The sequence below is a fragment of the Methylovulum psychrotolerans genome (assembly GCF_002209385.1).
Classification (GTDB): Bacteria; Pseudomonadota; Gammaproteobacteria; order Methylococcales; family Methylomonadaceae; genus Methylovulum; species Methylovulum psychrotolerans.
In genome coordinates this window covers 1,692,509-1,712,940 of sequence record NZ_CP022129.1, presented here as the reverse complement: position 1 = coordinate 1,712,940, position 20,432 = coordinate 1,692,509, and the positions used below count along the sequence as shown (strand labels likewise).

Annotated in this window: 17 protein-coding genes and 1 tRNA gene; 14 read left to right on the top strand and 4 right to left on the bottom strand. The window is 51.3% G+C overall.

All coding sequences use genetic code 11. The features are described 5' to 3' along the window. Positions 1 to 820: 820 nt before the first annotated feature. The 6 genes from CEK71_RS07785 (at position 821) to CEK71_RS07760 (ending at position 7,072) form a co-directional block, all read left to right on the top strand. On the top strand, positions 821 to 1,687 hold the full coding sequence (locus CEK71_RS07785; protein ID WP_088618863.1) for a polysaccharide pyruvyl transferase family protein: 867 nt from the start codon (positions 821 to 823) through the stop codon (positions 1,685 to 1,687). 173 nt (positions 1,688 to 1,860) lie between these two features. Next, positions 1,861 to 2,340, top strand: coding sequence for a Fe-S cluster assembly transcriptional regulator IscR (iscR, locus tag CEK71_RS07780; RefSeq protein ID WP_088618862.1), 480 nt, complete (start codon positions 1,861 to 1,863; stop codon positions 2,338 to 2,340). A gap of 4 nt (positions 2,341 to 2,344) precedes the next feature. Further along, complete coding sequence (locus CEK71_RS07775; protein ID WP_088618861.1) at positions 2,345 to 3,454, top strand: cysteine desulfurase family protein; 1,110 nt, start codon at positions 2,345 to 2,347, stop codon at positions 3,452 to 3,454. A 9-nt stretch (positions 3,455 to 3,463) separates the two neighbouring features. After that, on the top strand, positions 3,464 to 3,790 hold the full coding sequence (locus CEK71_RS07770; protein WP_088618860.1) for a HesB/IscA family protein: 327 nt from the start codon (positions 3,464 to 3,466) through the stop codon (positions 3,788 to 3,790). 188 nt (positions 3,791 to 3,978) lie between these two features. Continuing rightward, positions 3,979 to 4,722, top strand: a complete 744-nt coding sequence (locus CEK71_RS07765; protein WP_088618859.1) for a GlcG/HbpS family heme-binding protein — start codon at positions 3,979 to 3,981, stop codon at positions 4,720 to 4,722. A gap of 211 nt (positions 4,723 to 4,933) precedes the next feature. Then, complete coding sequence (locus CEK71_RS07760; protein ID WP_088618858.1) at positions 4,934 to 7,072, top strand: AMP-binding protein; 2,139 nt, start codon at positions 4,934 to 4,936, stop codon at positions 7,070 to 7,072. A gap of 12 nt (positions 7,073 to 7,084) precedes the next feature. Here the strand turns inward: CEK71_RS07760 and CEK71_RS07755 are convergent, their stop codons facing one another. Further along, on the bottom strand, positions 7,085 to 8,716 hold the full coding sequence (locus CEK71_RS07755; RefSeq protein WP_088618857.1) for a serine/threonine protein kinase: 1,632 nt from the start codon (positions 8,714 to 8,716) through the stop codon (positions 7,085 to 7,087). 12 nt (positions 8,717 to 8,728) lie between these two features. Continuing rightward, the gene (locus tag CEK71_RS07750) at positions 8,729 to 9,490 is read right to left on the bottom strand and encodes a Stp1/IreP family PP2C-type Ser/Thr phosphatase (RefSeq protein WP_157679056.1); all 762 of its coding nucleotides are present in this window, start codon (positions 9,488 to 9,490) and stop codon (positions 8,729 to 8,731) included. A gap of 422 nt (positions 9,491 to 9,912) precedes the next feature. Between CEK71_RS07750 and lplT the strand changes: the two genes are divergently transcribed. Beyond that, positions 9,913 to 11,079, top strand: a complete 1,167-nt coding sequence (gene lplT, locus CEK71_RS07745) for a lysophospholipid transporter LplT (RefSeq protein ID WP_088618855.1) — start codon at positions 9,913 to 9,915, stop codon at positions 11,077 to 11,079. 36 nt (positions 11,080 to 11,115) lie between these two features. Here lplT and CEK71_RS07740 read toward each other — a convergent pair whose 3' ends face one another. Further along, on the bottom strand, positions 11,116 to 11,661 hold the full coding sequence (locus tag CEK71_RS07740; RefSeq protein WP_088618854.1) for a TetR/AcrR family transcriptional regulator: 546 nt from the start codon (positions 11,659 to 11,661) through the stop codon (positions 11,116 to 11,118). Positions 11,662 to 11,774: 113 nt separating this feature from the next. Beyond that, a tRNA-Asp gene (locus CEK71_RS07735) sits at positions 11,775 to 11,851 on the bottom strand. A 298-nt stretch (positions 11,852 to 12,149) separates the two neighbouring features. Between CEK71_RS07735 and purE the strand changes: the two genes are divergently transcribed. From purE to CEK71_RS07700, 7 genes are all read left to right on the top strand, one after another. After that, positions 12,150 to 12,644: a 5-(carboxyamino)imidazole ribonucleotide mutase gene (gene purE, locus CEK71_RS07730; protein WP_088618853.1), complete on the top strand. Its 495-nt coding sequence runs from the start codon at positions 12,150 to 12,152 to the stop codon at positions 12,642 to 12,644. A 5-nt stretch (positions 12,645 to 12,649) separates the two neighbouring features. Then, positions 12,650 to 13,744, top strand: coding sequence for a 5-(carboxyamino)imidazole ribonucleotide synthase (locus tag CEK71_RS07725; protein ID WP_088618852.1), 1,095 nt, complete (start codon positions 12,650 to 12,652; stop codon positions 13,742 to 13,744). Between the two features lie 263 nt (positions 13,745 to 14,007). Beyond that, positions 14,008 to 14,484, top strand: coding sequence for a formate dehydrogenase subunit gamma (locus CEK71_RS07720; protein ID WP_088618851.1), 477 nt, complete (start codon positions 14,008 to 14,010; stop codon positions 14,482 to 14,484). Beyond that, on the top strand, positions 14,481 to 16,019 hold the full coding sequence (locus CEK71_RS07715; RefSeq protein WP_088618850.1) for a formate dehydrogenase beta subunit: 1,539 nt from the start codon (positions 14,481 to 14,483) through the stop codon (positions 16,017 to 16,019). The genes CEK71_RS07720 and CEK71_RS07715 overlap by 4 nt, the downstream gene beginning before the upstream one ends. A gap of 400 nt (positions 16,020 to 16,419) precedes the next feature. Beyond that, positions 16,420 to 19,269 carry a formate dehydrogenase subunit alpha gene (gene fdhF / locus CEK71_RS07710; RefSeq protein WP_088618849.1) on the top strand — a complete coding sequence of 950 codons (2,850 nt, stop codon included), beginning with the start codon at positions 16,420 to 16,422 and terminating at the stop codon, positions 19,267 to 19,269. Then, positions 19,262 to 20,098: a formate dehydrogenase accessory sulfurtransferase FdhD gene (gene fdhD, locus CEK71_RS07705; RefSeq protein ID WP_088618848.1), complete on the top strand. Its 837-nt coding sequence runs from the start codon at positions 19,262 to 19,264 to the stop codon at positions 20,096 to 20,098. Before fdhF ends, fdhD begins: the two co-directional genes overlap by 8 nt. An 18-nt stretch (positions 20,099 to 20,116) precedes the next feature. Next, a complete protein-coding gene (locus CEK71_RS07700; RefSeq protein ID WP_088618847.1) occupies positions 20,117 to 20,326 on the top strand; it encodes a formate dehydrogenase subunit delta in 210 nt (69 codons plus the stop codon). Positions 20,327 to 20,432 lie beyond the last annotated feature (106 nt).

Genomic DNA, 20,432 nt, shown 5'->3' with positions numbered 1-20,432 from the left:
CGTAGCCATGTTAACAAAAAAAAATGCCAAAAAATATTAAATATCACCTAAAAAGTAGTGATATATTTCACAAAATAGCCGATTCTGCCTTATTTTTACGAAAAAAACATCTAAACGGGCAACATCATCAAGACCAATATGAAAGCCATAATTCTATTTAATAGCATTAAAGCTTAATAAGCCCTATATTTTTTATGGTTAGGGCACTTAAAACTATGGCTTTCATAATCAATGAGGTTTAACATCAACTAAAAACAAGCTGCTTTTAACATAGGGACACAAAAACAGGCCGGCTTTTATGTTTTTTTCTGCCCTTAAATTATGAATTGGCCGCGCCTTATCCGTATCGAATAATGATACAACTTTTAGCAATCAATTTATAGGCCGAAATTTATCTTTTTGTCTTTATTAAAGAAATTGCGTTTTTTTTACAACCCGCTGTTGCACAGGCAACAAGCAATGCTGGCCTGCTGCTATTTTATGCGCTTTTCCAAAATGGTTACTTAAGAAAAAACCTCATTTAGCCGTTATCATTGACAACACGACCGAAGGTACATTACAGAAGGGGAGTCGCTATTTTTGCGAAAGATTGCTTCGGCATCCTTGCCGGTCAATCAGCAAAAATCACGCGACCGCTTATGCCTTCGGCTGCCCCAGCCGTCCTGGTCACTCGCTCGCCACCCAACAAGGGGTGGCTCACATGCTCTCCAATGACTCGACGCGATTTCGTATAGCCTGCATTTTCACTTCCGCTTCGCTTCGTGAAAACTCAGGCACTATCGCTTCTGGGGACTACTCGACTCCTGTCTCGCAGCGAAAGATGAAAATAGTTCATTATCAAGCCCTAAATGGCAATTATGGCGACGAATTAAATAAATGGCTATGGCCAAAAATATTTACCGGGCTCATCCGTGGCTACTGTTTGCATGGGATTGAGTTTCAACAAGTTAACAATCAAGAATCCCGACTTTTTTATGGTATCGGCACTATTCTTGATGACCGTATCCCTCCGGCGCCGCAAAAAATCATTTTCGGCGTAGGTACAGGTTACGGATCTCCAGTGCTGATCGACAGCCAGTATGCCATCTCTTTTGTCCGCGGCCCGTTGACGGCCAAGGCACTGAGAATAGACCCTTCTTATGCGGTAACCGACCCCGCCATCTTGCTACGCAATTATATCGAACCCGCCCATAAGATCCATCGCGTGTCTTTTATGCCCCATATCGACTCGGTAGCGGCGAGTGATTTTTGGCAAACCGTTTGCCAAAAGCTGGATATTCATTATATTTCGCCAAGAGGCCAGGACGTGGCGGCTATCTCTTCAGCGATCGCCGCATCAGACTTGCTCATTACCGAAGCCATGCACGGGGCAATTGTTGCCGATACCTTACGCGTTCCTTGGGTGCCTGTTTGCTCCCGTCATATCAACAACTTTAAATGGACGGACTGGTGCCTGTCTCTCGGTTTGGAATATAAGCCTATCCGTATCGGCGAATTCTATGCCTCAAGCCGCCCCGATAAAAAAGCCATTAATGCGATTAAGACACAATTCGCCTTACAAACGTTCAAAAAAATTCTCCGGCAACCACAAGCCTATTTGAGCGACGACCGGGTTTCCGGCCAAAAAATAGCCCAGATAGAAAACCATATAGACGCGCTTAAGTCATTGCTATCTAAAGTTAATTAACTGTATATCAAGTCTTTTATGTTAACGGTCTGGCTTGGGACAGCAATGCCAATCCCGAAAATAGTGGCGGACAGCGATTTATTCACATACTTATGGCAGGGTAATAGTTGACTATTCCACTAGGTTAAGTATAGTAACTCCAATCATAACTGGATTCATAAAAGGATAGTCTTGTGCGCTTAACTACTAAAGGTCGCTATGCAGTGACGGCTATGCTTGATTTGGCTTTTCACAGCCAAATCAAGCCTGTCACGTTGACGGAAATTGCCGCCCGCCAAACCATTTCACTCTCCTATCTGGAGCAATTATTTGCCCGCTTACGCCGGGCCGGCATGGTCAAAGGGGTGCGCGGCCCGGGTGGTGGCTATACCCTGTGCGGGGAAGCCGCCGATATTAATATCGCCGATATTATTGCCGCTGTGGATGAGCAAGTCGACGCCACCAAATGCGGCGGTGAAGAAAATTGCCAACAACATCAGGCTTGCCTGACCCATGATTTATGGATGGGCTTGAGCGAGCAAATCAGGGAATATTTAAAAAGCATCACCTTGGCGGAATTGCTGGATAAACATCAAGTCCAAGAAATTGCCAAACGCCAAGACCAAGATGTGCAGCATATTATCGAGATCCACCGCTTAAGCGCCAGCGCCTAAGTAAATGCTCTATCTCGACCATAACGCCACCACCCCGCTGGACGAACGGGTGCTGGCGGCCATGTTGCCGTTCTTGACCACGTTTTACGGTAATCCCTCCAGCTTGTACCGTCAAGGGCGGCTGGTCAGAAGCGCCATCGATACGGCCCGTGAACAGGTCGCGGCCTTGGTCGACGCGCCGGCCGCTTCGGTCATCTTCACCAGCGGCGGCACCGAGGCCAATAACTTGGCTTTGGGTAGTCTTCCTAACGGTGCCGGACTGGCAATTGCCAGCACCGAACACCCGTCTGTCACCGAACCGGCCCTACGGCTCAGCCACCAAGGCCATGCACTGACGCGCTTGGCGGTTGACGGCCAAGGCCTGTTGCTTGATCATGCCCTACCCTTAACCACCGCCCGCCAACCGCAATGGGTTTCGGCAATGCTAGCAAATAACGAGACGGGCGTTATCCAAGATATTGCTCGTTATGCCCAATTATGGCGTGATCAGGGGCGGATTATCCATACCGATGCCGTACAAGCCGTCGGCAAGATACCCGTATCGTTTAGGCAATTGGGCGTACACCTGCTATCCCTTTCCAGCCATAAAATTTACGGCCCCAAAGGCTGTGGGGCATTGGTTTTTGATAAGGCCGTCCCCATAACGCCTTTACTGGTTGGCGGTGGCCAAGAATACAATCTGCGCTCAGGCAGCGAAAATGTCGCGGCCATTGTCGGCTTTGGCAAAGCCGCCGAATTAGCCAAAGCTGAATTGGCCGAACGTAGCCGCCAGCTTTTCGCGTTACGCACACAACTGGAAGCCGGCCTTGCTGAGATACCCGGCTTAACGGTATTTGCCCAAGCGGCGGAACGGCTACCCAATACCGTCCAATTTGGCCTGCCGGATAGCGATGGGGAAATGCTGCTGATGAAGCTGGACAAGCACCGCATCGCTGTTTCCAGCGGCTCGGCCTGTGCCAGCGGTGGCGGCCAACCCAGCCCGGTGTTACTGGCAATGGCGGTCGAACCCCAGTTCGCCAAAAGTGCCTTGCGTATCAGCTTAGGAAAAACTAATACCGACGCGGAAGTTTTTCATTTTATTAGTGTCTTAAAAGACTTGGTTCGCCAAGCATAGGAGTTTGTTATGTCTGTTTCCCTCACCGAAAGTGCCGCCCGGCAAATCCAAAAACAATTGGCGAAACGCGGCCAAGGTATCGGCTTGAAACTGGGGGTCAGAAAATCTGGCTGTTCCGGTTACGCCTACGCGCTCGACTATGCCGACCAACTGGCCGAAAATGATGTTATTTTTGAAGGTTTTGGCGTGAAAGTCATCGTCGGGGCCGATGATCTGCCTTTGGTAGACGGTATCGAACTGGATTACCGCCGCGAAGGCATTAACGAAGCTTTTCAATTTAACAATCCCAATGTCACCGGCACTTGCGGCTGCGGTGAAAGTTTTTCCGTGCAATAAGCCGCACCACTATTCTTCCCCCGTTATCAGGTTATTTTTTATTGCGCTAAGGCCGATAGACAAATGCCCGGCCAGACACTAGACTTAATGGTGAAGCCATCCAAAAATGCTTCACTCTATCGCCTGGTCATAACTTCCGGCCATAGTTTTAATAAAAAAAATAAAGTTAACCTATTGCGAGGACTATCATGAAAAAAACTATCCGCTCTTTACTGCTTGTCGGCACGTTGGCCTTAACATCTAATGCCGTCCTAGCAGGCTGTAATAGCCTACCTGATTACACTACCTTAAGCAGTGCTTTATCAACGGCACAAAAAGAAGCCAATGGCGGTTTTTCCCTGAACATGTGGGCGACCATTGTCGATAGGGACGGCATTGTCTGTGCAGTCACCATGACCGCACCTAACCGAGGTGGGCAATGGCCGGGCAGCCGTGTCATTTCCGCACAAAAAGCCAACACGGCCAATGCGTTTAGCTTAGCGCACTTAGCGCTTTCCACCGCCAATCTGTACTCCGCCACCCAACCCGGCGGCAGCTTGTTTGGCTTACAAGAAAGCAATCCTGTGAATGTGGTTGCCGCTTATCAAGGCCCCTCGAAAAATTATGGCACGGTCAGCGACCCATTGATTGGGCAGAAAATAGGCGGCGTTAACGTTTTTGGTGGTGGCTTGGCACTCTATGATGCGACCGGCAACCTCTTAGGCGGTATCGGCGTCAGCGGCGATTCTTCTTGCGCTGATCACAATATTGCCTGGAAGACCCGCAAATTATTAAACCTTGACCATGTTTATAAAGGTGTCAATCCAACCCACAGTGATGACAATATCGTTTATGACATCACCGGTTCCACCAGCGCCAGCGGCTGGGGCCACCCGGTATGCAGCCAAGCCGCTAAAGACATTGCCGACAACTTCCCTAAAGCCGGCAGCTAAATTCACTCTGCTTTAGCTGAGTTTTCTGACGTTATCAACGCGTAGGCAGAGCCTTTACGGTCTTTGCCTAAGCGTTGTTTACGGAACTTGGCAACTGCCCCCATCCTCCCATTACTGCTCCCCAAATACGCCGCACCAACCTCCCACCCCGACACACTCCCCCAACTCCAGCCCAAATATCTGCTAGAATGTGCCGAGGAGGAGACCATTAATGCTAAAAAAATTCTTACATAAGCTACTGACCCTGATTTACCAAGTGGAAGTAACCGGTTTGGAACATTATCACCAAGCGGGTGAGCGGGTGCTAATTATCGCCAACCATACTTCATTTTTAGACCCGTTGTTACTGGGCGTATTTTTACCCGATGACATTACCTTTGCCATTAATACCCATATTTCCCAGCGCTGGTGGCTAAAACCGTTTTTAGGGTTGTCCAAGGTCTTTCCCATGGATCCTACCCACCCGTTATCCTTAAAAAACCTGATCCAATACCTGCAAACCAACAGCAAAACCGTGATTTTTCCGGAAGGGCGGATTACCGCCACCGGATCGTTAATGAAAATTTATGACGGCACCGGTATGGTCGCCGACAAATCAGGCGCAGCGATTTTGCCGATACGGATTGAAGGCGCACAGTACACGCATTTTTCCAAACTGCGCAATATCTTCCGCTTACGGCTGTTTCCGAAAATCACCCTGCACATTTTACCGCCCACCCATATCCATGCCCAACGGGAACTCAGCGGCAAAAACCGCCGCAAATACAGCGGCCATATCCTTGCCGACATCATGACCGACATGATGTTTAAGACTAGCCCTTATCGGCAAACGCTGTTCGCCCGTTTGTTAGAAGCGCGGACTATCCACGGCGGCAAACATACCATGGCCGAAGATTTGGAGCGGATACCGCTATCTTATGACACCTTGATTACGCGTACTATCGCCATAGGCAATGCCCTGCTCGGCTTAACGGCGACGGGCGAGCATGTCGGGGTTTTTCTGCCCAACTCCACCAAAACCTTATGTGTGGTCTTAGGCTTGCAGTTACATGGGCGAATTCCGGCGATGCTGAATTATTCGACCGGTTCGGCAGGCATGGTATCGGCATGTGCGGTCGCCGATGTTAAAACGGTGCTGACTTCACGGCGGTTTATCGAGCTAGGGCATTTTTCTGCCGAGGCCGAGCAGCTGGCAAGCCACGTCAAATTGGTTTATCTGGAAGATGTCGCCCAACAAATGTCTAAGTTGGCTAAGCTTAAAGCCTTGCTGCAAAGTAAAACGGCAGGGCTTTGGTACAAACACCAGCAATTTAGCCCGGATGATCCGGCAGTGGTGCTGTTCACCTCCGGTTCGGAAGGCACGCCTAAAGGCGTGGTGTTATCGCACAGCAATATCCTGGCAAACCACCAGCAAATCGCCGCGCGTATCAGTTTTAACCCGCAAGATGTGGTGCTGAATTTTTTGCCGATGTTCCATTCTTTTGGCTTCACCGTCGGCACTTTACTGCCGGTGCTCAGCGGTATGACAACATTTTTCTATCCTACCCCGCTGCATTTTAGCGTGATCCCTGAAATTGCTTATGAAATCAGCGCCACCATTATGTTCGGGACGAATACTTTTTTTGCGGCTTATGGCAAAAAAGCCCATGCTTATGATTTTTACAATTTGCGTTATGTGGTGGCCGGGGCGGAAAAATTGCAAGAAAGCACCCGTGCGCTATGGGCCGATAAATTCGGCATCCGTATTTTGGAAGGCTATGGCGTGACTGAAACAGCGCCCGTATTGGCGGTCAATACCCCGATGGATTATAAGGCGGGTACGGTAGGGCGGTTTATGCCCGATATGGAATATCGCCTAGAACCTATTGAAGGCATTAGCGGCGCCGGCCAGCTCCATGTCCGTGGCCCCAATATCATGTTAGGGTATTTGTTGGCGGAAACACCCGGCACATTAAAGCCCACCACCTCCATTTATGGCTTAGGCTGGCATGACACGGGCGATATTGTCGAAGTCGATGATGATGGCTTTATCAGCATTCGCGGACGCAGCAAACGCTTTGCCAAAATCGCCGGAGAAATGGTGTCTTTGTCGGTTGTTGAACAAATCGCCGCTAAGGCATGGCCTGATGCCATGCACGCAGCAGTCAGCTTGCCGGACGCAAAAAAAGGCGAGCAAATTATTTTGTTGACTACCCAGAAACAAGCGACGGCTAATGAACTGGCGCGGCTGTCCAGCGGTGTGGCGGCAATTTGCCTGCCTAAGCAAGTGCGGGTAATTGATGCGATACCGGTGTTAGCGACAGGGAAGGTCAACTATCCGGCGGTTACGGCGTTGGCAAAAGCGGGCTAAGCAAAAGCAGCATCAATGGTCGGGGCCGCTAGGGATACACGCCAGCCTGCCCCGAACTTCTTCGCAGATACCCGCCAATGTCCGCCGGGGGGAATTGGCGACACATTTATCATGTACTGACTTGCCTTCGCAAGCGGTGATGGCAAACTGCGGCGCCACCCTAGGCAAACCCTCTACAGGGGGCAATAGTTGCCCGACTCTAGTCGGCGGCGCAGAGGGCCTTACCGTTTCTGGGGGATTATAGTAAGGGGCTGGCGAATTGCCGCCACTATCGGAAAGCAACGGCCCCACTAGGCTTTGTACCGTCGGATTGGTCAACACCTCACTGGTAATGAAGCGATAGGCGACCAATAACACCAAAATAACCGCGCCTATTTTAAGGGAAGTCACCAACGGCAAGCGTTTCTTGGTTTTTTCGTTAGGCGACCTACGGCATTTGATGCACTTGACATCAGCAAACGTTTTGCCTTCACGGATCAGGTTTTTAGTTTGGCAATGCGGACAATAGTAGGTTTCATACTTGCCGCTACCCGCCCCCTGATAAGTATTGTCAAGCGGTGCCAAATCCAATTGTAAGCCTGCCGATTCTAAAGAAGAAGGCGGCGGCGGTGCCGCCTTATGCGCAGGCTTATAAGCGGGGGCGTGGGGCATCACAAATGGCGGCGGCGGCGCGGCGGCTTTTTCGGTCAGTTGTTTTTCGAATTCCTCAATAGTTTGCGGCCTTTTTTCGGGATAAACCTCCAAGGCCAACATAATCGATTTGGTAAACTGCGGGCTTAAGCCCGGCTCTAAGACTTCCAAATGTTTCATCGGATCATTTTGCAGCCTAGCTGTCGCCTCGTGCGGCTTGACACCGCTGACCATATAATAAATGGTCGCCGCCACCGAATAAATATCGGTTGAAGGCGTAAAATGGCTACGCGACAGGTATTGTTCAAATGGCGCAAAACCCGGTGTCAGAATCACCGAAAGCGACAGGCTTTTTTGGCTAAAAGCGCTCCGTGCCGCGCCAAAATCCAATAACACCGGATGCTCCTTATCCACCAGATAGATATTGTCGGGTTTAATGTCGCGGTGTAAAAAGCCTTTTTTATGTACCTGGCCTAAACCGTTTAAAACCGGCAACATAATCTTTAAGGCTTCTTCTTCAGTCAGTTTTTGGTTTTTCTGTTGCAAGAACTGCTGCAACGATACGCCCCGATAATAATCCATGACCAGATACGCCGTGTTATTGGCGGGGAAAAACTCCCTGACACGCACGACATTGGCATGGCTAAATTGCGCTAAGGTACGCGCTTCTTGCAAAAACTGCTTAAGGCCATACTCAAATTCGGTTTGGTCTTCCGGCGAATGCGCCACAATTGCCAGCCGTTTATTTTCACGGCCTACCAGTGTCGACGGCATATACTCCTTAATGGCCACCGCAGTTTGCAAAACCAAATCCCAAGCCAGATAAGTGATGCCAAAACCGCCTTTGCCTAATACCCTACCAATCAAAAATTTTTTGTTGAGAATGGTCTGGTAAGGCAAAACGAAAGCACTGGGCGGGGTATTTTTGTCAAAGCCGCATTCAGGACAGACGGAGGCCGTTTTATTAATGGACATGCAGCCCATACATAAATCATCAAGATCTTTGATAACCATGCCGGGTTAACCTCAATGCTTATTTTGAATAACCAGAACAATGACCGAAATATTATCATTGCCTCCATTATCAAGAGCGGCATCAACCAGTAGCTTGCACGCCTGTTCGGGGCTGTTATCGGTTAACATCAGCATCATCTCCTCATCGGTCACTTTATCGACCAGGCCATCAGAACACAACAGGTAAATGTCACCGATACGGATCGGGAACGGCGCATCGGAGGTATCCACCAAAATATCGGGATTAGTCCCTAACGCATTGGTCAAAATGTTCTTTTTCGGATGTATCCGCGCTTGCTCTTTGGTAATCATGCCATATTCTTGCATTTGTGCGACCAAAGTATGGTCTTGGGTCAGCTGCTCCATTTGCCCGTCCCGAATGCGGTACAGGCGGGTATCACCGACATGCCCATAGCAACCCAAGCCATTGCTGATCATCAGCGCCGTCGCTGTCGTACCCATACCCCGACATTCAAAATGCTCATTGGCATAGTTGTTGATCTTTTGGTTGGCTTCTTGGAAAGCCGTCACCAAGGTTTGCGGAAGGGTCAAAAAATACCCGTCCTGACAGTGCCGGGCAATAACGCTCACCGCTTCCTGACTGGCCACCTCGCCCGCCTTATGCCCGCCCATACCGTCGGCGACAATAGCCAAACCGGTGCGCGGGTCAGTGGAGGAGGCAAGATACTGTAAGGCGTCTTCATTATTTTGCCGTTGGCAGCCAATATCACTGGCTAAAGCGACACTAATGACATAGTCCTGAATAATCGTCATTGGTTGATCCGTAGTTTTAAAGCGTTTCAGCGTTTTCGCCAGAAGTGTAAATAAATGCATGAAATAATATAAGAATTTTTTAATTTTTGGCAGGTTTCCGCATCCGGTAGACGCTGCTTGGACACCGCCGCCCCAGGCTTGGCCAAGACAAAAATAGCAGTCTTATCTAAACAGCCATTGATGCTACTATTTGCTCTGATGAAAGTAAACGTTAAAATCTTACAGCTAGCCATAAGTATAGATGCCGCCGCCAATTAATCAACACAAGCCCATCTGGCTTCAAGGTCGGCTGTTAGCCTGTGTCGTTGTTGCGCCGCCCACTTAACGCCAGACTATCTAGCAAATGCCATGCCCATAATACCCGGCAACCCATGACCCCCCTTCCCACCGAAAGTCTACCGCAACAGGTTAAAGCAAGCATCATGAATAAACATATTTACCCGTTATTGCTGGCACAATTTTTATCGGCCTTGGCCGACAATGCCGTACTGTTCACCGTGATTGCCATTGTCATGAAATCCGCCCATACCGAAACGTGGTATATCCCCGCCGTGCAAAGCGCCTTCACGGTGGCCTATGTCATTCTTGCACCGTGGGCGGGCGAGATTGCCGACACCCATGCTAAACCGAAAATCCTCTTGCTGGCCAATTTACTGAAGGCCTGCGGTGCCGCGTTATTGTTGTTTGATGTCGAACCGATCTTGGCCTATAGTGTCGTCGGCATTGGCGCGGCCATTTATAACCCCGTCAAATACGGCATCTTACCCGAACTGGCGGATTACGATCAGTTAGTTAAGGCTAACAGCCTGATGGAAGGCTCCACTATACTGGCGATCTTGCTGGGAATGCTCGCAGGGGCAAAGCTAGCCGATTATTCAGTCCATTGGGCATTGCTCGCCTGTGTGGCCTTATTTATCATTTCTGCCTTAGTCACCGTGCTGCTACCCAAAGGGGACGTTAAAAAATCCGTCTCCGGCTCGAAAATCATCGCATTTAGCCAAGAAATCGGCCAGTTTTTCACCCTGTCCGGCTCATCGTTCGCTGTGCTGGGCAGCGGCCTGTTTTGGCTGGCAGCGGCGACCTTGCGCGTCATTTTGATTGCCTGGGCACCGTTGGTGCTACTGACCCAAAACACCACAGAAATCGCTACCCTCACCCTATTTTTGGCAATAGGCATTATTATCGGCTCGGCGGTAGTGCCACGGCTAATCCCTATGGCCCATATCCAACGCGCCAGAATCCCTTCTTATTGCATGGCCTTGGGCGTGGTGGCTTTAAGCTTTACTGATACCATGCTGACGGCACGGGCGGCCCTGCTGGTTATCGGTATGATGGGGGGAATGTTTATTGTGCCTGTGAACGCTATCTTGCAGGAATTGGGTAAAGAAACCATCGGCAGCGGACGTGCAGTTGCTTTACAAGGTTTTTTTAACAATCTCGCCATGTTACTTGGGGTCGGCTGCTATTCGTTGGCCGCCGCCCGTGATACCGGGCCGGTTGCCGCCATGTTAGTGTTGGGCGGGGTGGTTTTTGTCGGGACGTTCCTAGTGTCGCTCAGCCTGCGCCACCGCACTTTAAAGGCACTTTAAGCAAACCATCCCAGGAATTCCCAAGCATACGCAGAGTTAGCAAAAACGGGCGGCTAACAGCAATGCACAAGCTTCGGTGTCTTTAACGCTGTCTGCGTGTGCCGTCAATAAGGCAGTGCATACGCCCTGCATGCCCGCCCATAAGGTTCTGGCGGATAATGGGGAAGAGCCTGCCGGCAAATGCGCCGCAAATAGCCCGACTAAGGCATCAACCTGCGCCTGATAGCCGACACACACGGGCTTGTTGCCCTGATCTTGGGCTTGGGTTTCTGACCATAACTGCCAGCGATGGTAATGGCTATGGGCATAGCTGACATAAGCCAGACAGAGCGCTTGCACATCCGGTTTGGGAACGGGTTGTAAATGGCGGTTTAGCTCGGCTAAGGTCAGACTGTTGATGTGGCCAATAACATCAGCCCTATCGTCAAACGCCATATAGATACTGCCCACGGTATAGCCGATTTGCGCGGCGATGTTGCGGATAGTCAACGCGGAACTGCCCTGCTCGATAACCAGAGTTTCGGCGGCTGATAAGACCATTGCCTTAATGGTTTCCAAACTGTGCTGGTTGCGTCTTGCCATGTCAATATAAGCGAATGGCCAAAAGAAAAGGGGGGGATATTACAGAAGGCTCTAAAGGGGATTTACATTTTTCCCGACACCCGTAAACGACACGGCACTCTGAGAAAACGTAATGGCGAAGCGGACGGGACTCGAACCCGCGACCACCGGCGTGACAGGCCGGTATTCTAACCAACTGAACTACCGCTCCACTGTAGAGCCGAATAGTATACCTTTATTTTTTATAAAAGCAACTGCTATTTTCAATTGATGCGCCAAAAAGAGCGCCTTAGGCCTGTGCCTGACATCCTGCCCTCCCATTAAAACAGGTTAACGCTTCACTTTAGAGTACTGCCAACCCTTCAGGATGCTTTTTGTTGACACTGCATCGCATCATTTTGTTGACAACTTTGAACGCATTTAGCGGCCTTTTATGCGATACTACGCGACTTTAAATTTTGTCCAGACCAGCCCCCCTTAATGATAAAAATAAATAACAAGGAGTCAGCATGACCGCATTAATAGGCATTATCATGGGTTCGACTTCTGACTGGGACACCATGTGCTTTACCGAGGAAACCTTAATTAAGCTAGGTATCCCTTATGAAGTGGCCGTCGTTTCAGCGCACCGCACACCTGATAAGCTGTTCCATTACGCCGAAACCGCCGAGGCCCGCGGCCTTGAAGTCATCATCGCCGGCGCGGGCGGCGCGGCACATTTACCCGGCATGACCGCCGCCAAAACAACCTTACCGGTTTTGGGCGTACCCGTGCAATCCAAAGCCCTTAACGGCATGGATTCGCTGTTGTCGATTGTGCAGATGCCGGCGGGCATTCCGGTCGGCACCTTAGCCATCGGCAAAGCCGGGGCCATTAACGCCGCCCTGCTGGCGGCGGCTATTATCAGTAACAAACATACCCATTATCGGGACGCATTAGTGAGTTTTCGCCATGAGCAAACCGAAGCCGTGTTAGCCCATGACGACCCAAGACACGAGGTTTAAGATTTATGAAAGTCGGGATATTGGGCGCAGGACAACTCGCCCGCATGATTGCTTTGGCGGGTTATCCGCTAGGTCTGGAGTTTATTTTTTTAGACCCCTCGGCTGATGCTTGCGCCAATCCATTAGGCGAACATCTGCACGGTGACTACAACGATTTGGCGTTGCTGGCGCAATTGGCGGAACGCGCCGATGTCGTCACTTATGAATTTGAAAACGTCCCCGCCGACGTGGCGGATTTTTTATCCTCGCACACCCAAGTACACCCCTCACCTAAGGCTTTGGCCGTTGCCCAAGACCGTTTGGTCGAGAAAAATTTCTTTAATAGCATCGGCATCGCCACTCCGGCTTATGCCGCCGTCAACAGCCTTGACGAACTCCAAGCCGCCATGGCGACGATAGGCTATCCGGCTGTACTGAAAAGCCGCACCCAAGGTTATGACGGCAAAGGCCAATCGGTACTGCGGACTGCCGCCGATTTAGCCGCTGCCTGGACGGTGCTGGACGGCGTACCCGCCATTGTCGAGGCGTTCGTGCCGTTTAGCCGCGAAGTGTCGGTCATTGCCGCCCGCAATGCCGCTGGCGAAATTGTCTACTACCCCTTGTCCGAAAACCGCCATCGCGGCGGCATTTTACGGGTCTCCGAATGCACCACCGATGACCGCCTACAGGTATCAGCACAAGTTTATGTCACTCGCCTGCTCGAAGCCTTAAATTATGTCGGAATTTTGGCTTTGGAATTGTTTGAAGTGGATGGGCAACTGATCGCCAACGAATTTGCCCCGCGCGTCCACAATTCAGGACATTGGACAATTGAAGGGGCGCAAACCAGCCAATTTGAAAACCATCTCCGCGCAATAACCGGCTTACCCTTAGGTTCGACCGCCGCCGTCAATAAAGCGGCCATGGTCAACTTTATCGGCGGCCTGCCGGCCAGTGCCGACATTTTAAGCATCCCCGGCGTACACCTGCACCTTTATGGCAAAGAGCCGCGCAAAGGCCGTAAGATCGCCCATGCCACCTTACGCACCGAAACGGCGGAAAACCTGGCGGCGATAACCGCCCAACTGGCCCGTTTAGCCGACCAGACCGATGACAGCTAAACCCTACCTTAAGCCATTGCAGATAAAAAACAATGAACTTTATAGCCTGACTTTTTTCAAAAATATCAAGGTCGCCAAGGCGTTGCCAAAAACTTTATAGCCAGCGAAGGTAGCATGTTTGTGACTTTTACACATAAAATTTCTTATGCTATGCTAGGGGATTACAATCTTGTTACATCGCCCTTTTCTACAGCGCTTTTTTATTACGCAGCAATCAGGACGGATGCTGCCTTTAAGCAGGGATTCACTACCGTGAGAGAATTATGACAGACACAAGCACTATGCTATCAACAGTGCAGGCCATCGCTACTGCCCTTAAAGATAAACCCGGCGCACTTTTACCGATTCTTCATGGTGTGCAGGACACGCTGGGCTATATCCCTGCCGATAGCGTCCCGGTTATTGCCAAAGCCCTTAACTTATCGCGGGCAGAAGTTCATGGTGTCATCAGTTTTTATCATTATTTCCGTGAGACTCCGCCAGGTAAGCAAATCATCCAACTGTGCCGCGCCGAATCCTGCCAATCTATGGGCAGCAAGCAGTTGGAAGCCCACGTCAAAGCCAAGTTGGGCATTGATTTCCATGAAACCACCGTTGACGGCGCGTTTTCTTTAGAACCCGTTTACTGCCTAGGCAACTGCGCCTGCTCCCCTGCCCTACAAATCGGCACGGACATTTATGGCCGGGTGTCCCCTGAACTGTTTGATGAATTAATTGCCAACACGGAGGCAGCGGCATGATTAAGACCCTTTACGTCCCTTGTGACTCCAGTGCCATTTCCCTCGGTGCCGACCGCGTCGCCGCCGCCATCCTGCACGAAGCCCAGCAACGCGGCATCAGGGTCAACCTGATCCGCAACGGCTCACGCGGCATGTTCTGGCTGGAGCCTTTAGTTGAAGTAGACACCGCCCAAGGCCGCATTGCCTACGGCCCCGTGCAAACGAAAGATGTCGCCAGCCTGTTCGATGCCGACTTTGCCAACGGCGGCGATCATGCCTTAAGCTTAGGCCTAACCGAAGAGCTGGAGTATCTGAAAAGACAACAACGCCTGACTTTCGCGCGTATCGGCATCACCGATCCGGTTTGCCTAGACAGCTATATAGCCCATAACGGCTACCAGGGCCTGAACAACGCCCTCAACATGGCACAAGCCGACATCGTCAAGGCCGTGACCGACTCCGGCCTGCGCGGACGCGGCGGCGCGGCGTTCCCGACCGGCATCAAATGGAATACGGTGCTAAACACCCCATCCGAGCAAAAATACATCATCTGCAACGCCGACGAAGGCGACTCCGGCACTTTCTCCGACCGTATGGTCATGGAAGGCGACCCGTTTGTATTAATTGAAGGCATGACCATCGCCGGGCTAGCGGTCGGCGCAAGCCAGGGCTATATTTACCTGCGCGTGGAATATCCCCATGCCCATAAAGCCTTGACCACCGCCATTGACAAAGCCTATGCGGCAGGTTATTTGGGCGACTCCGTGTTAGGTAGCGGCAAAGCCTTCCACCTTGAAGTGCGCTTAGGCGCAGGCGCGTATGTCTGCGGCGAAGAAACCTCCTTAATGGAAAGTCTGGAAGGCAAACGTGGCTTAGTGCGCTTTAAGCCGCCCCTGCCCGCCATTAAAGGCCTATTTGGCCAGCCTACCGTCGTCAACAACGTCATTTCCTTGGCTTCCGTACCGATCATCCTCGACAAAGGCGGCGACTACTACCGCGACTTTGGCATGGGGCGTTCACGAGGCACCTTGCCTATCCAATTGGCGGGCAATCTCAAACGCGGCGGCCTGGTCGAATTGGCCTTCGGCCTGACCCTGCGCGAATTGCTATATGACTTCGGCGGCGGCTCCGCTACCGGACGGCCTATTAAAGCGGTGCAGGTCGGCGGCCCCTTGGGCGCTTACCTGCCCGAATCACAATTCGACACCCCGTTAGATTACGAGTCCTTCGCGGCTATATGGGCAGTGGTCGGCCACGGCGGTGTGGTAGCCTTTGACGACACTGCCGACATGGCGGAACTGGCCCGTTACAGCATGGAATTCTGCGCCATTGAATCCTGCGGCAAATGCACCCCTTGCCGGATCGGCTCGACCCGTGGCATGGAACTGATGGACGACATTATCGCTGGTAACGATTTGAGTAAAAATGTACCGCTGTTACGTTCCTTATGCGACACCCTGCTGAACGGCTCGCTGTGCGCCTTAGGTGGCATGACCCCCTACCCTGTGCTTAGCGCGTTAAACCATTTCCCGCAAGATTTTGGGGTTGAAGCGTAAGGATTAAAGGCAATACTATGTGTAACACCTACGCCGCATTACGATGGGAAGTTTTTGTAAAAGCGGCATAGGTGACTTGGCTTTAGTCAGCGTTAATGAACGGTTAGCTAACAGTCTTTAAAACAGATAAGAAATTTACCGCTACAGAAGATTAAGGCATCTGCCCAAAAGGTTTATGCACATCATATTGCCGTAGATAACATTGAATTGCCTAGCAGGGAAAGCCTTAACGCCAGAACAGAAAACCGGCCCACTAGACCAGCGCATTACCCAACGTAATGGGTTATAATTAAGGCACTGCCTGCAAATAATCCATAGCCTAGCGTCGGGCTGCTTATCTGTAGCGCCCCTTTAACTTAAGCAGTAACAACGAACACACGCCCAGCGAGAGGACATCACCATGAGCATGAATAAAGAACAAGATTTTGGCACCCCCGCCAGTACCGCCACCGCCACTGTCAACGTTGAAATTGATGGCTTTAAGGTGACCGTCCCCGCCGGCACATCTATCATGCGTGCCGCATCGAGCATCGGCATAGACATCCCTAAGCTGTGCGCGACCGACAGCATCGAGCCGTTTGGCTCCTGCCGTTTATGTCTGGTACAAATAGAAGGCGGCCGCGGTATGCCCGCCTCTTGCACCACACCCGTTGCCGAAGGCCAAAAAATCACTACCCAAAACCCACGCTTAGCGGAAGTACGCCGTGGCGTGATGGAACTGTACATTTCTGACCACCCGTTAGATTGCCTGACCTGCGCCGCCAATGGCGACTGCGAATTGCAAGACATGGCAGGCTCGGTGGGTTTGCGCGAAGTGCGCTATAACCCAGTGGAAACCCACTTAAACGCCGTTAAAGACACCAGCAACCCTTACTTTACTTTCGACCCCAGCAAATGTATCGTTTGCTCACGTTGCGTTAGGGCCTGTGAAGAAACCCAAGGCACGTTTGCTTTGACCATTGATGGCCGTGGCTTTGATTCTAAGGTTTCACCTAGCCAAAACCAACCGTTCATGGAATCCGAGTGCGTATCTTGCGGCGCTTGCGTCCAAGCTTGCCCGACCGCCACCTTGATGGAAAAATCGGTCATCGACAACGGCCAGCCAGAACACGCCATCGTCACTACCTGCGCCTATTGCGGTGTCGGTTGCTCGTTCCGCGCCGAAATGAAAGGCGAACAAGTCATCCGTATGGTACCGAATAAAGACGGCAAGGCTAACCACGGGCATTCTTGCGTCAAAGGCCGTTTTGCCTTCGGCTATGCAACCCATAAAGACCGCATCACCAAACCGATGATCCGTGCCAGCATTAAAGATGCTTGGCGGGAAGTCAGCTGGGATGAAGCGATCAGCTACGCCGCTAGCGAAATGAAACGTATCCAAGCCCAATACGGCAAAGATGCCATTGGCGGTATAACCTCCTCACGCTGCACCAACGAAGAGGCCTATCTGGTGCAAAAACTGATCCGCGCCGGCTTCGGCAACAACAATGTCGACACCTGCGCACGGGTTTGCCACTCCCCGACCGGCTATGGCCTGAAACAGACTTTTGGCGAATCCTCAGGCACCCAAGATTTTGACTCGGTCATGAAAGCCGATGTCATCATGGTTATCGGTGCCAACCCGACTGACGGCCACCCCGTGTTTGGCTCTTTCATGAAGAAACGTTTGCGCCAAGGCGCAAAACTGATTGTAGTTGACCCCCGCGAAATCGACTTGGTCAAAACCCCACATGTCCAAGCGTCTTACCATCTGAAATTACGCCCCAGCACCAATGTCGCTTTGATTAACGCCTTAGCCCATGTCGTGGTCACCGAAAACCTGACTGACGATGCGTTTGCCGCCGAACGCTGTGATGTCGCTTCTTATAACAAATGGAAAAGCTTTATTGCCGATCCTAGACACGCCCCAGAAACCACAGAAGCCATTACTGGCGTACCTGCGGCACAAATCAGGGAAGCCGCCAGATTGTATGCCAAAGCAGGTAACGGCGCGATCTATTACGGCTTGGGCGTAACCGAACACAGCCAAGGCTCAACAATGGTTATCGGCATTGCCAACTTGGCGATGGCGACCGGGAACTTAGGCCGCGACGGCGTGGGCGTTAACCCATTACGCGGCCAAAACAACGTCCAAGGTTCTTGTGATATGGGTTCATTCCCGCATGAATACCCTGGCTACCGCCATGTCGGCAACCCAGAAACCAACCAATTGTTTGAACAAGCGTGGAATGCCGAACTCAGCCTGAATCCGGGCTTGCGCATCCCTAATATGTTTGATTCGGCCATGGACAAAACCTTTATGGGGCTGTATGTCGAAGGTGAAGACATCGCCCAATCTGATCCTGATATCCAACACGTCCATGCCGCCTTACGGTCTATGGAATGTGTCATCGTCCAAGATTTGTTCTTGAACGAAACCGCCAAATTCGCCCATGTGTTCCTGCCCGGCGCGTCTTTCTTAGAAAAAAGCGGTACGTTCACCAACGCCGAACGGCGGATTTCTCCCGTCCGCAAAGTCATGACCCCATTAGCGGGCTATCAGGACTGGGAAATCACCCAATTGCTGTCCAATGCAATGGGCTATCCGATGAACTACAGCCACCCGTCAGAAATCATGGCGGAAATCGCCAGCCTGACCCCAACCTTTGCCGGGGTCAGCTATGAAAAAATTGATGAACTGGGCAGCATCCAATGGCCTTGTAACGAGGAGTCTCCAGAAGGCACACCGATCATGCACGTTGAAGAGTTTATGCGCGACAACGGCAAAGGCTTGTTCATGCTGACCGATTATGTCGCTACGCAAGAGCGTGTCACGCCGATGTTCCCGTTAATCCTGACCACCGGACGTATCTTGTCGCAATACAACGTCGGTGCCCAAACCCGCCGTACCGAGAACAACCAATGGCATTCGGAAGACCGTTTGGAAATCCATCCGCACGATGCTGAAGACCGTGGCTTGAGCAGCGGCGACTGGGTAGGCATTAAAAGCCGCGCCGGTGAAACCGTGTTACGCGCCTTGGTCAGCGACCGGGTACAACCGGGTGTGGTCTACACCACCTTCCACTTCCCCGAATCCGGCGCGAACGTCATCACCACCGACAACTCCGACTGGGCGACTAACTGCCCTGAGTATAAAGTCACGGCGGTACAAGTCACCAAAGTCAACCAAACGTCGCAATGGCAAGAAAACTATCAAGCCTTCTCGGACAACCAACTGGATTTGCTGGCACAAGGCATGAGCAATGGCTAACGGACTGTCCTTAGATTTAGGATGGCCCAGTTACCAACAAAGCACTGTTGAACGCTGGCATAACAACCAGCGTTCCGAAGAGCTTGATTATATTGCCGAAGAAGTCCCTATCGCCTTGGTCTACAATGGCGTGCCGCATGTCGTCATGCTGGCAACGCCTACCAATTTGGAAGAGTTCGCCTTAGGCTTTAGCATCACGGAAGGCATTATTGGCGACCCGCAAGAGTTATTGTCCAGCCGGGTTTTCAACCGCGCCAATGGCATTGAAGTGCAGCTAAAAATTCCTGAACAACGCTTTTCCTGTTTGTCCGACAAAGGCCGTAACCTGACCGGACGGACAGGCTGCGGCTTGTGTGGCGCGACCACCTTAAAACAGGCTATCCGCCAACCGCCGCCTGTGCAGGGTAAGCTGTCGGTCACTTCCGAAGAGCTGATCAGTGCCTTGGCCGAAGTCAAACAGCGGCAAAAACTCAATAAATTGACCGGCTCCGTCCATGCAGCCGCTTGGGCTGTACCGGGACAAGGCATTGTTGATTTGCGTGAAGATGTCGGACGGCATAACGCCCTAGATAAGCTGATCGGTTTATTGCTAAAAAGTAACCGCGACTTAAGCGCGGGTTTTGTGATTGTCACGAGCCGTGCCAGTTACGAAATGGTGCAAAAATCGGCATTTGTCGGCATCACCCTACTGGCGGCCATTTCCGCCCCGACCGGCTTAGCGATACGTTTGGCGCACGATACCGGAGTCACCCTCATCGGTTTCGCGCGTGACCAACAGCATGTCGTTTATACCCATCCGCAACGTTTACTCCATCCCCATCATACTTAAAAAACTACACAGCAGACCATGAAAACAGACAGACTCATCAAAATGGCTAATGACATCAGCGATTTTTTTAATGCCGAACCGGATAAGGAAGTCGCCGCAGAAGGCGTAAAAAACCACCTCATGCGCTCATGGGAGCCGAGAATGCGCCAAGCCATTATTGCCCATTACCAAAACGGCGGCGACGGTTTGAGTGAGCTGGCGAAAGTGGCGGTGGGTAGATTGGCTTAATGATTAACAGCCTGCCATTAGTCACAATGGCAGGTATTATGTGGACAGGAAAAGCCGTCGGTTAATCTACATAACTTACCTTAAAATGCAAAAACCCGCTAAGCCG

Bases quoted from the DNA above. Each gene is read 5' to 3' on its own strand.
- CEK71_RS07755 (WP_088618857.1), bottom strand. From the start codon at position 8,716: ATGGTTATCAAAGATCTTGATGATTTATGTATGGGCTGCATGTCCATT.
- purE (WP_088618853.1), top strand. From the start codon at position 12,150: ATGACCGCATTAATAGGCATTATCATGGGTTCGACTTCTGACTGGGAC.
- CEK71_RS07750 (WP_157679056.1), bottom strand. From the start codon at position 9,490: ATGACGATTATTCAGGACTATGTCATTAGTGTCGCTTTAGCCAGTGAT.
- CEK71_RS07740 (WP_088618854.1), bottom strand. From the start codon at position 11,661: ATGGCAAGACGCAACCAGCACAGTTTGGAAACCATTAAGGCAATGGTC.
- CEK71_RS07700 (WP_088618847.1), top strand. From the start codon at position 20,117: ATGAAAACAGACAGACTCATCAAAATGGCTAATGACATCAGCGATTTT.
- CEK71_RS07770 (WP_088618860.1), top strand. From the start codon at position 3,464: ATGTCTGTTTCCCTCACCGAAAGTGCCGCCCGGCAAATCCAAAAACAA.
- lplT (WP_088618855.1), top strand. From the start codon at position 9,913: ATGAATAAACATATTTACCCGTTATTGCTGGCACAATTTTTATCGGCC.
- CEK71_RS07725 (WP_088618852.1), top strand. From the start codon at position 12,650: ATGAAAGTCGGGATATTGGGCGCAGGACAACTCGCCCGCATGATTGCT.
- CEK71_RS07720 (WP_088618851.1), top strand. From the start codon at position 14,008: ATGACAGACACAAGCACTATGCTATCAACAGTGCAGGCCATCGCTACT.
- fdhF (WP_088618849.1), top strand. From the start codon at position 16,420: ATGAGCATGAATAAAGAACAAGATTTTGGCACCCCCGCCAGTACCGCC.
- CEK71_RS07785 (WP_088618863.1), top strand. From the start codon at position 821: ATGAAAATAGTTCATTATCAAGCCCTAAATGGCAATTATGGCGACGAA.
- CEK71_RS07760 (WP_088618858.1), top strand. From the start codon at position 4,934: ATGCTAAAAAAATTCTTACATAAGCTACTGACCCTGATTTACCAAGTG.
- fdhD (WP_088618848.1), top strand. From the start codon at position 19,262: ATGGCTAACGGACTGTCCTTAGATTTAGGATGGCCCAGTTACCAACAA.
- CEK71_RS07715 (WP_088618850.1), top strand. From the start codon at position 14,481: ATGATTAAGACCCTTTACGTCCCTTGTGACTCCAGTGCCATTTCCCTC.
- CEK71_RS07775 (WP_088618861.1), top strand. From the start codon at position 2,345: ATGCTCTATCTCGACCATAACGCCACCACCCCGCTGGACGAACGGGTG.
- CEK71_RS07765 (WP_088618859.1), top strand. From the start codon at position 3,979: ATGAAAAAAACTATCCGCTCTTTACTGCTTGTCGGCACGTTGGCCTTA.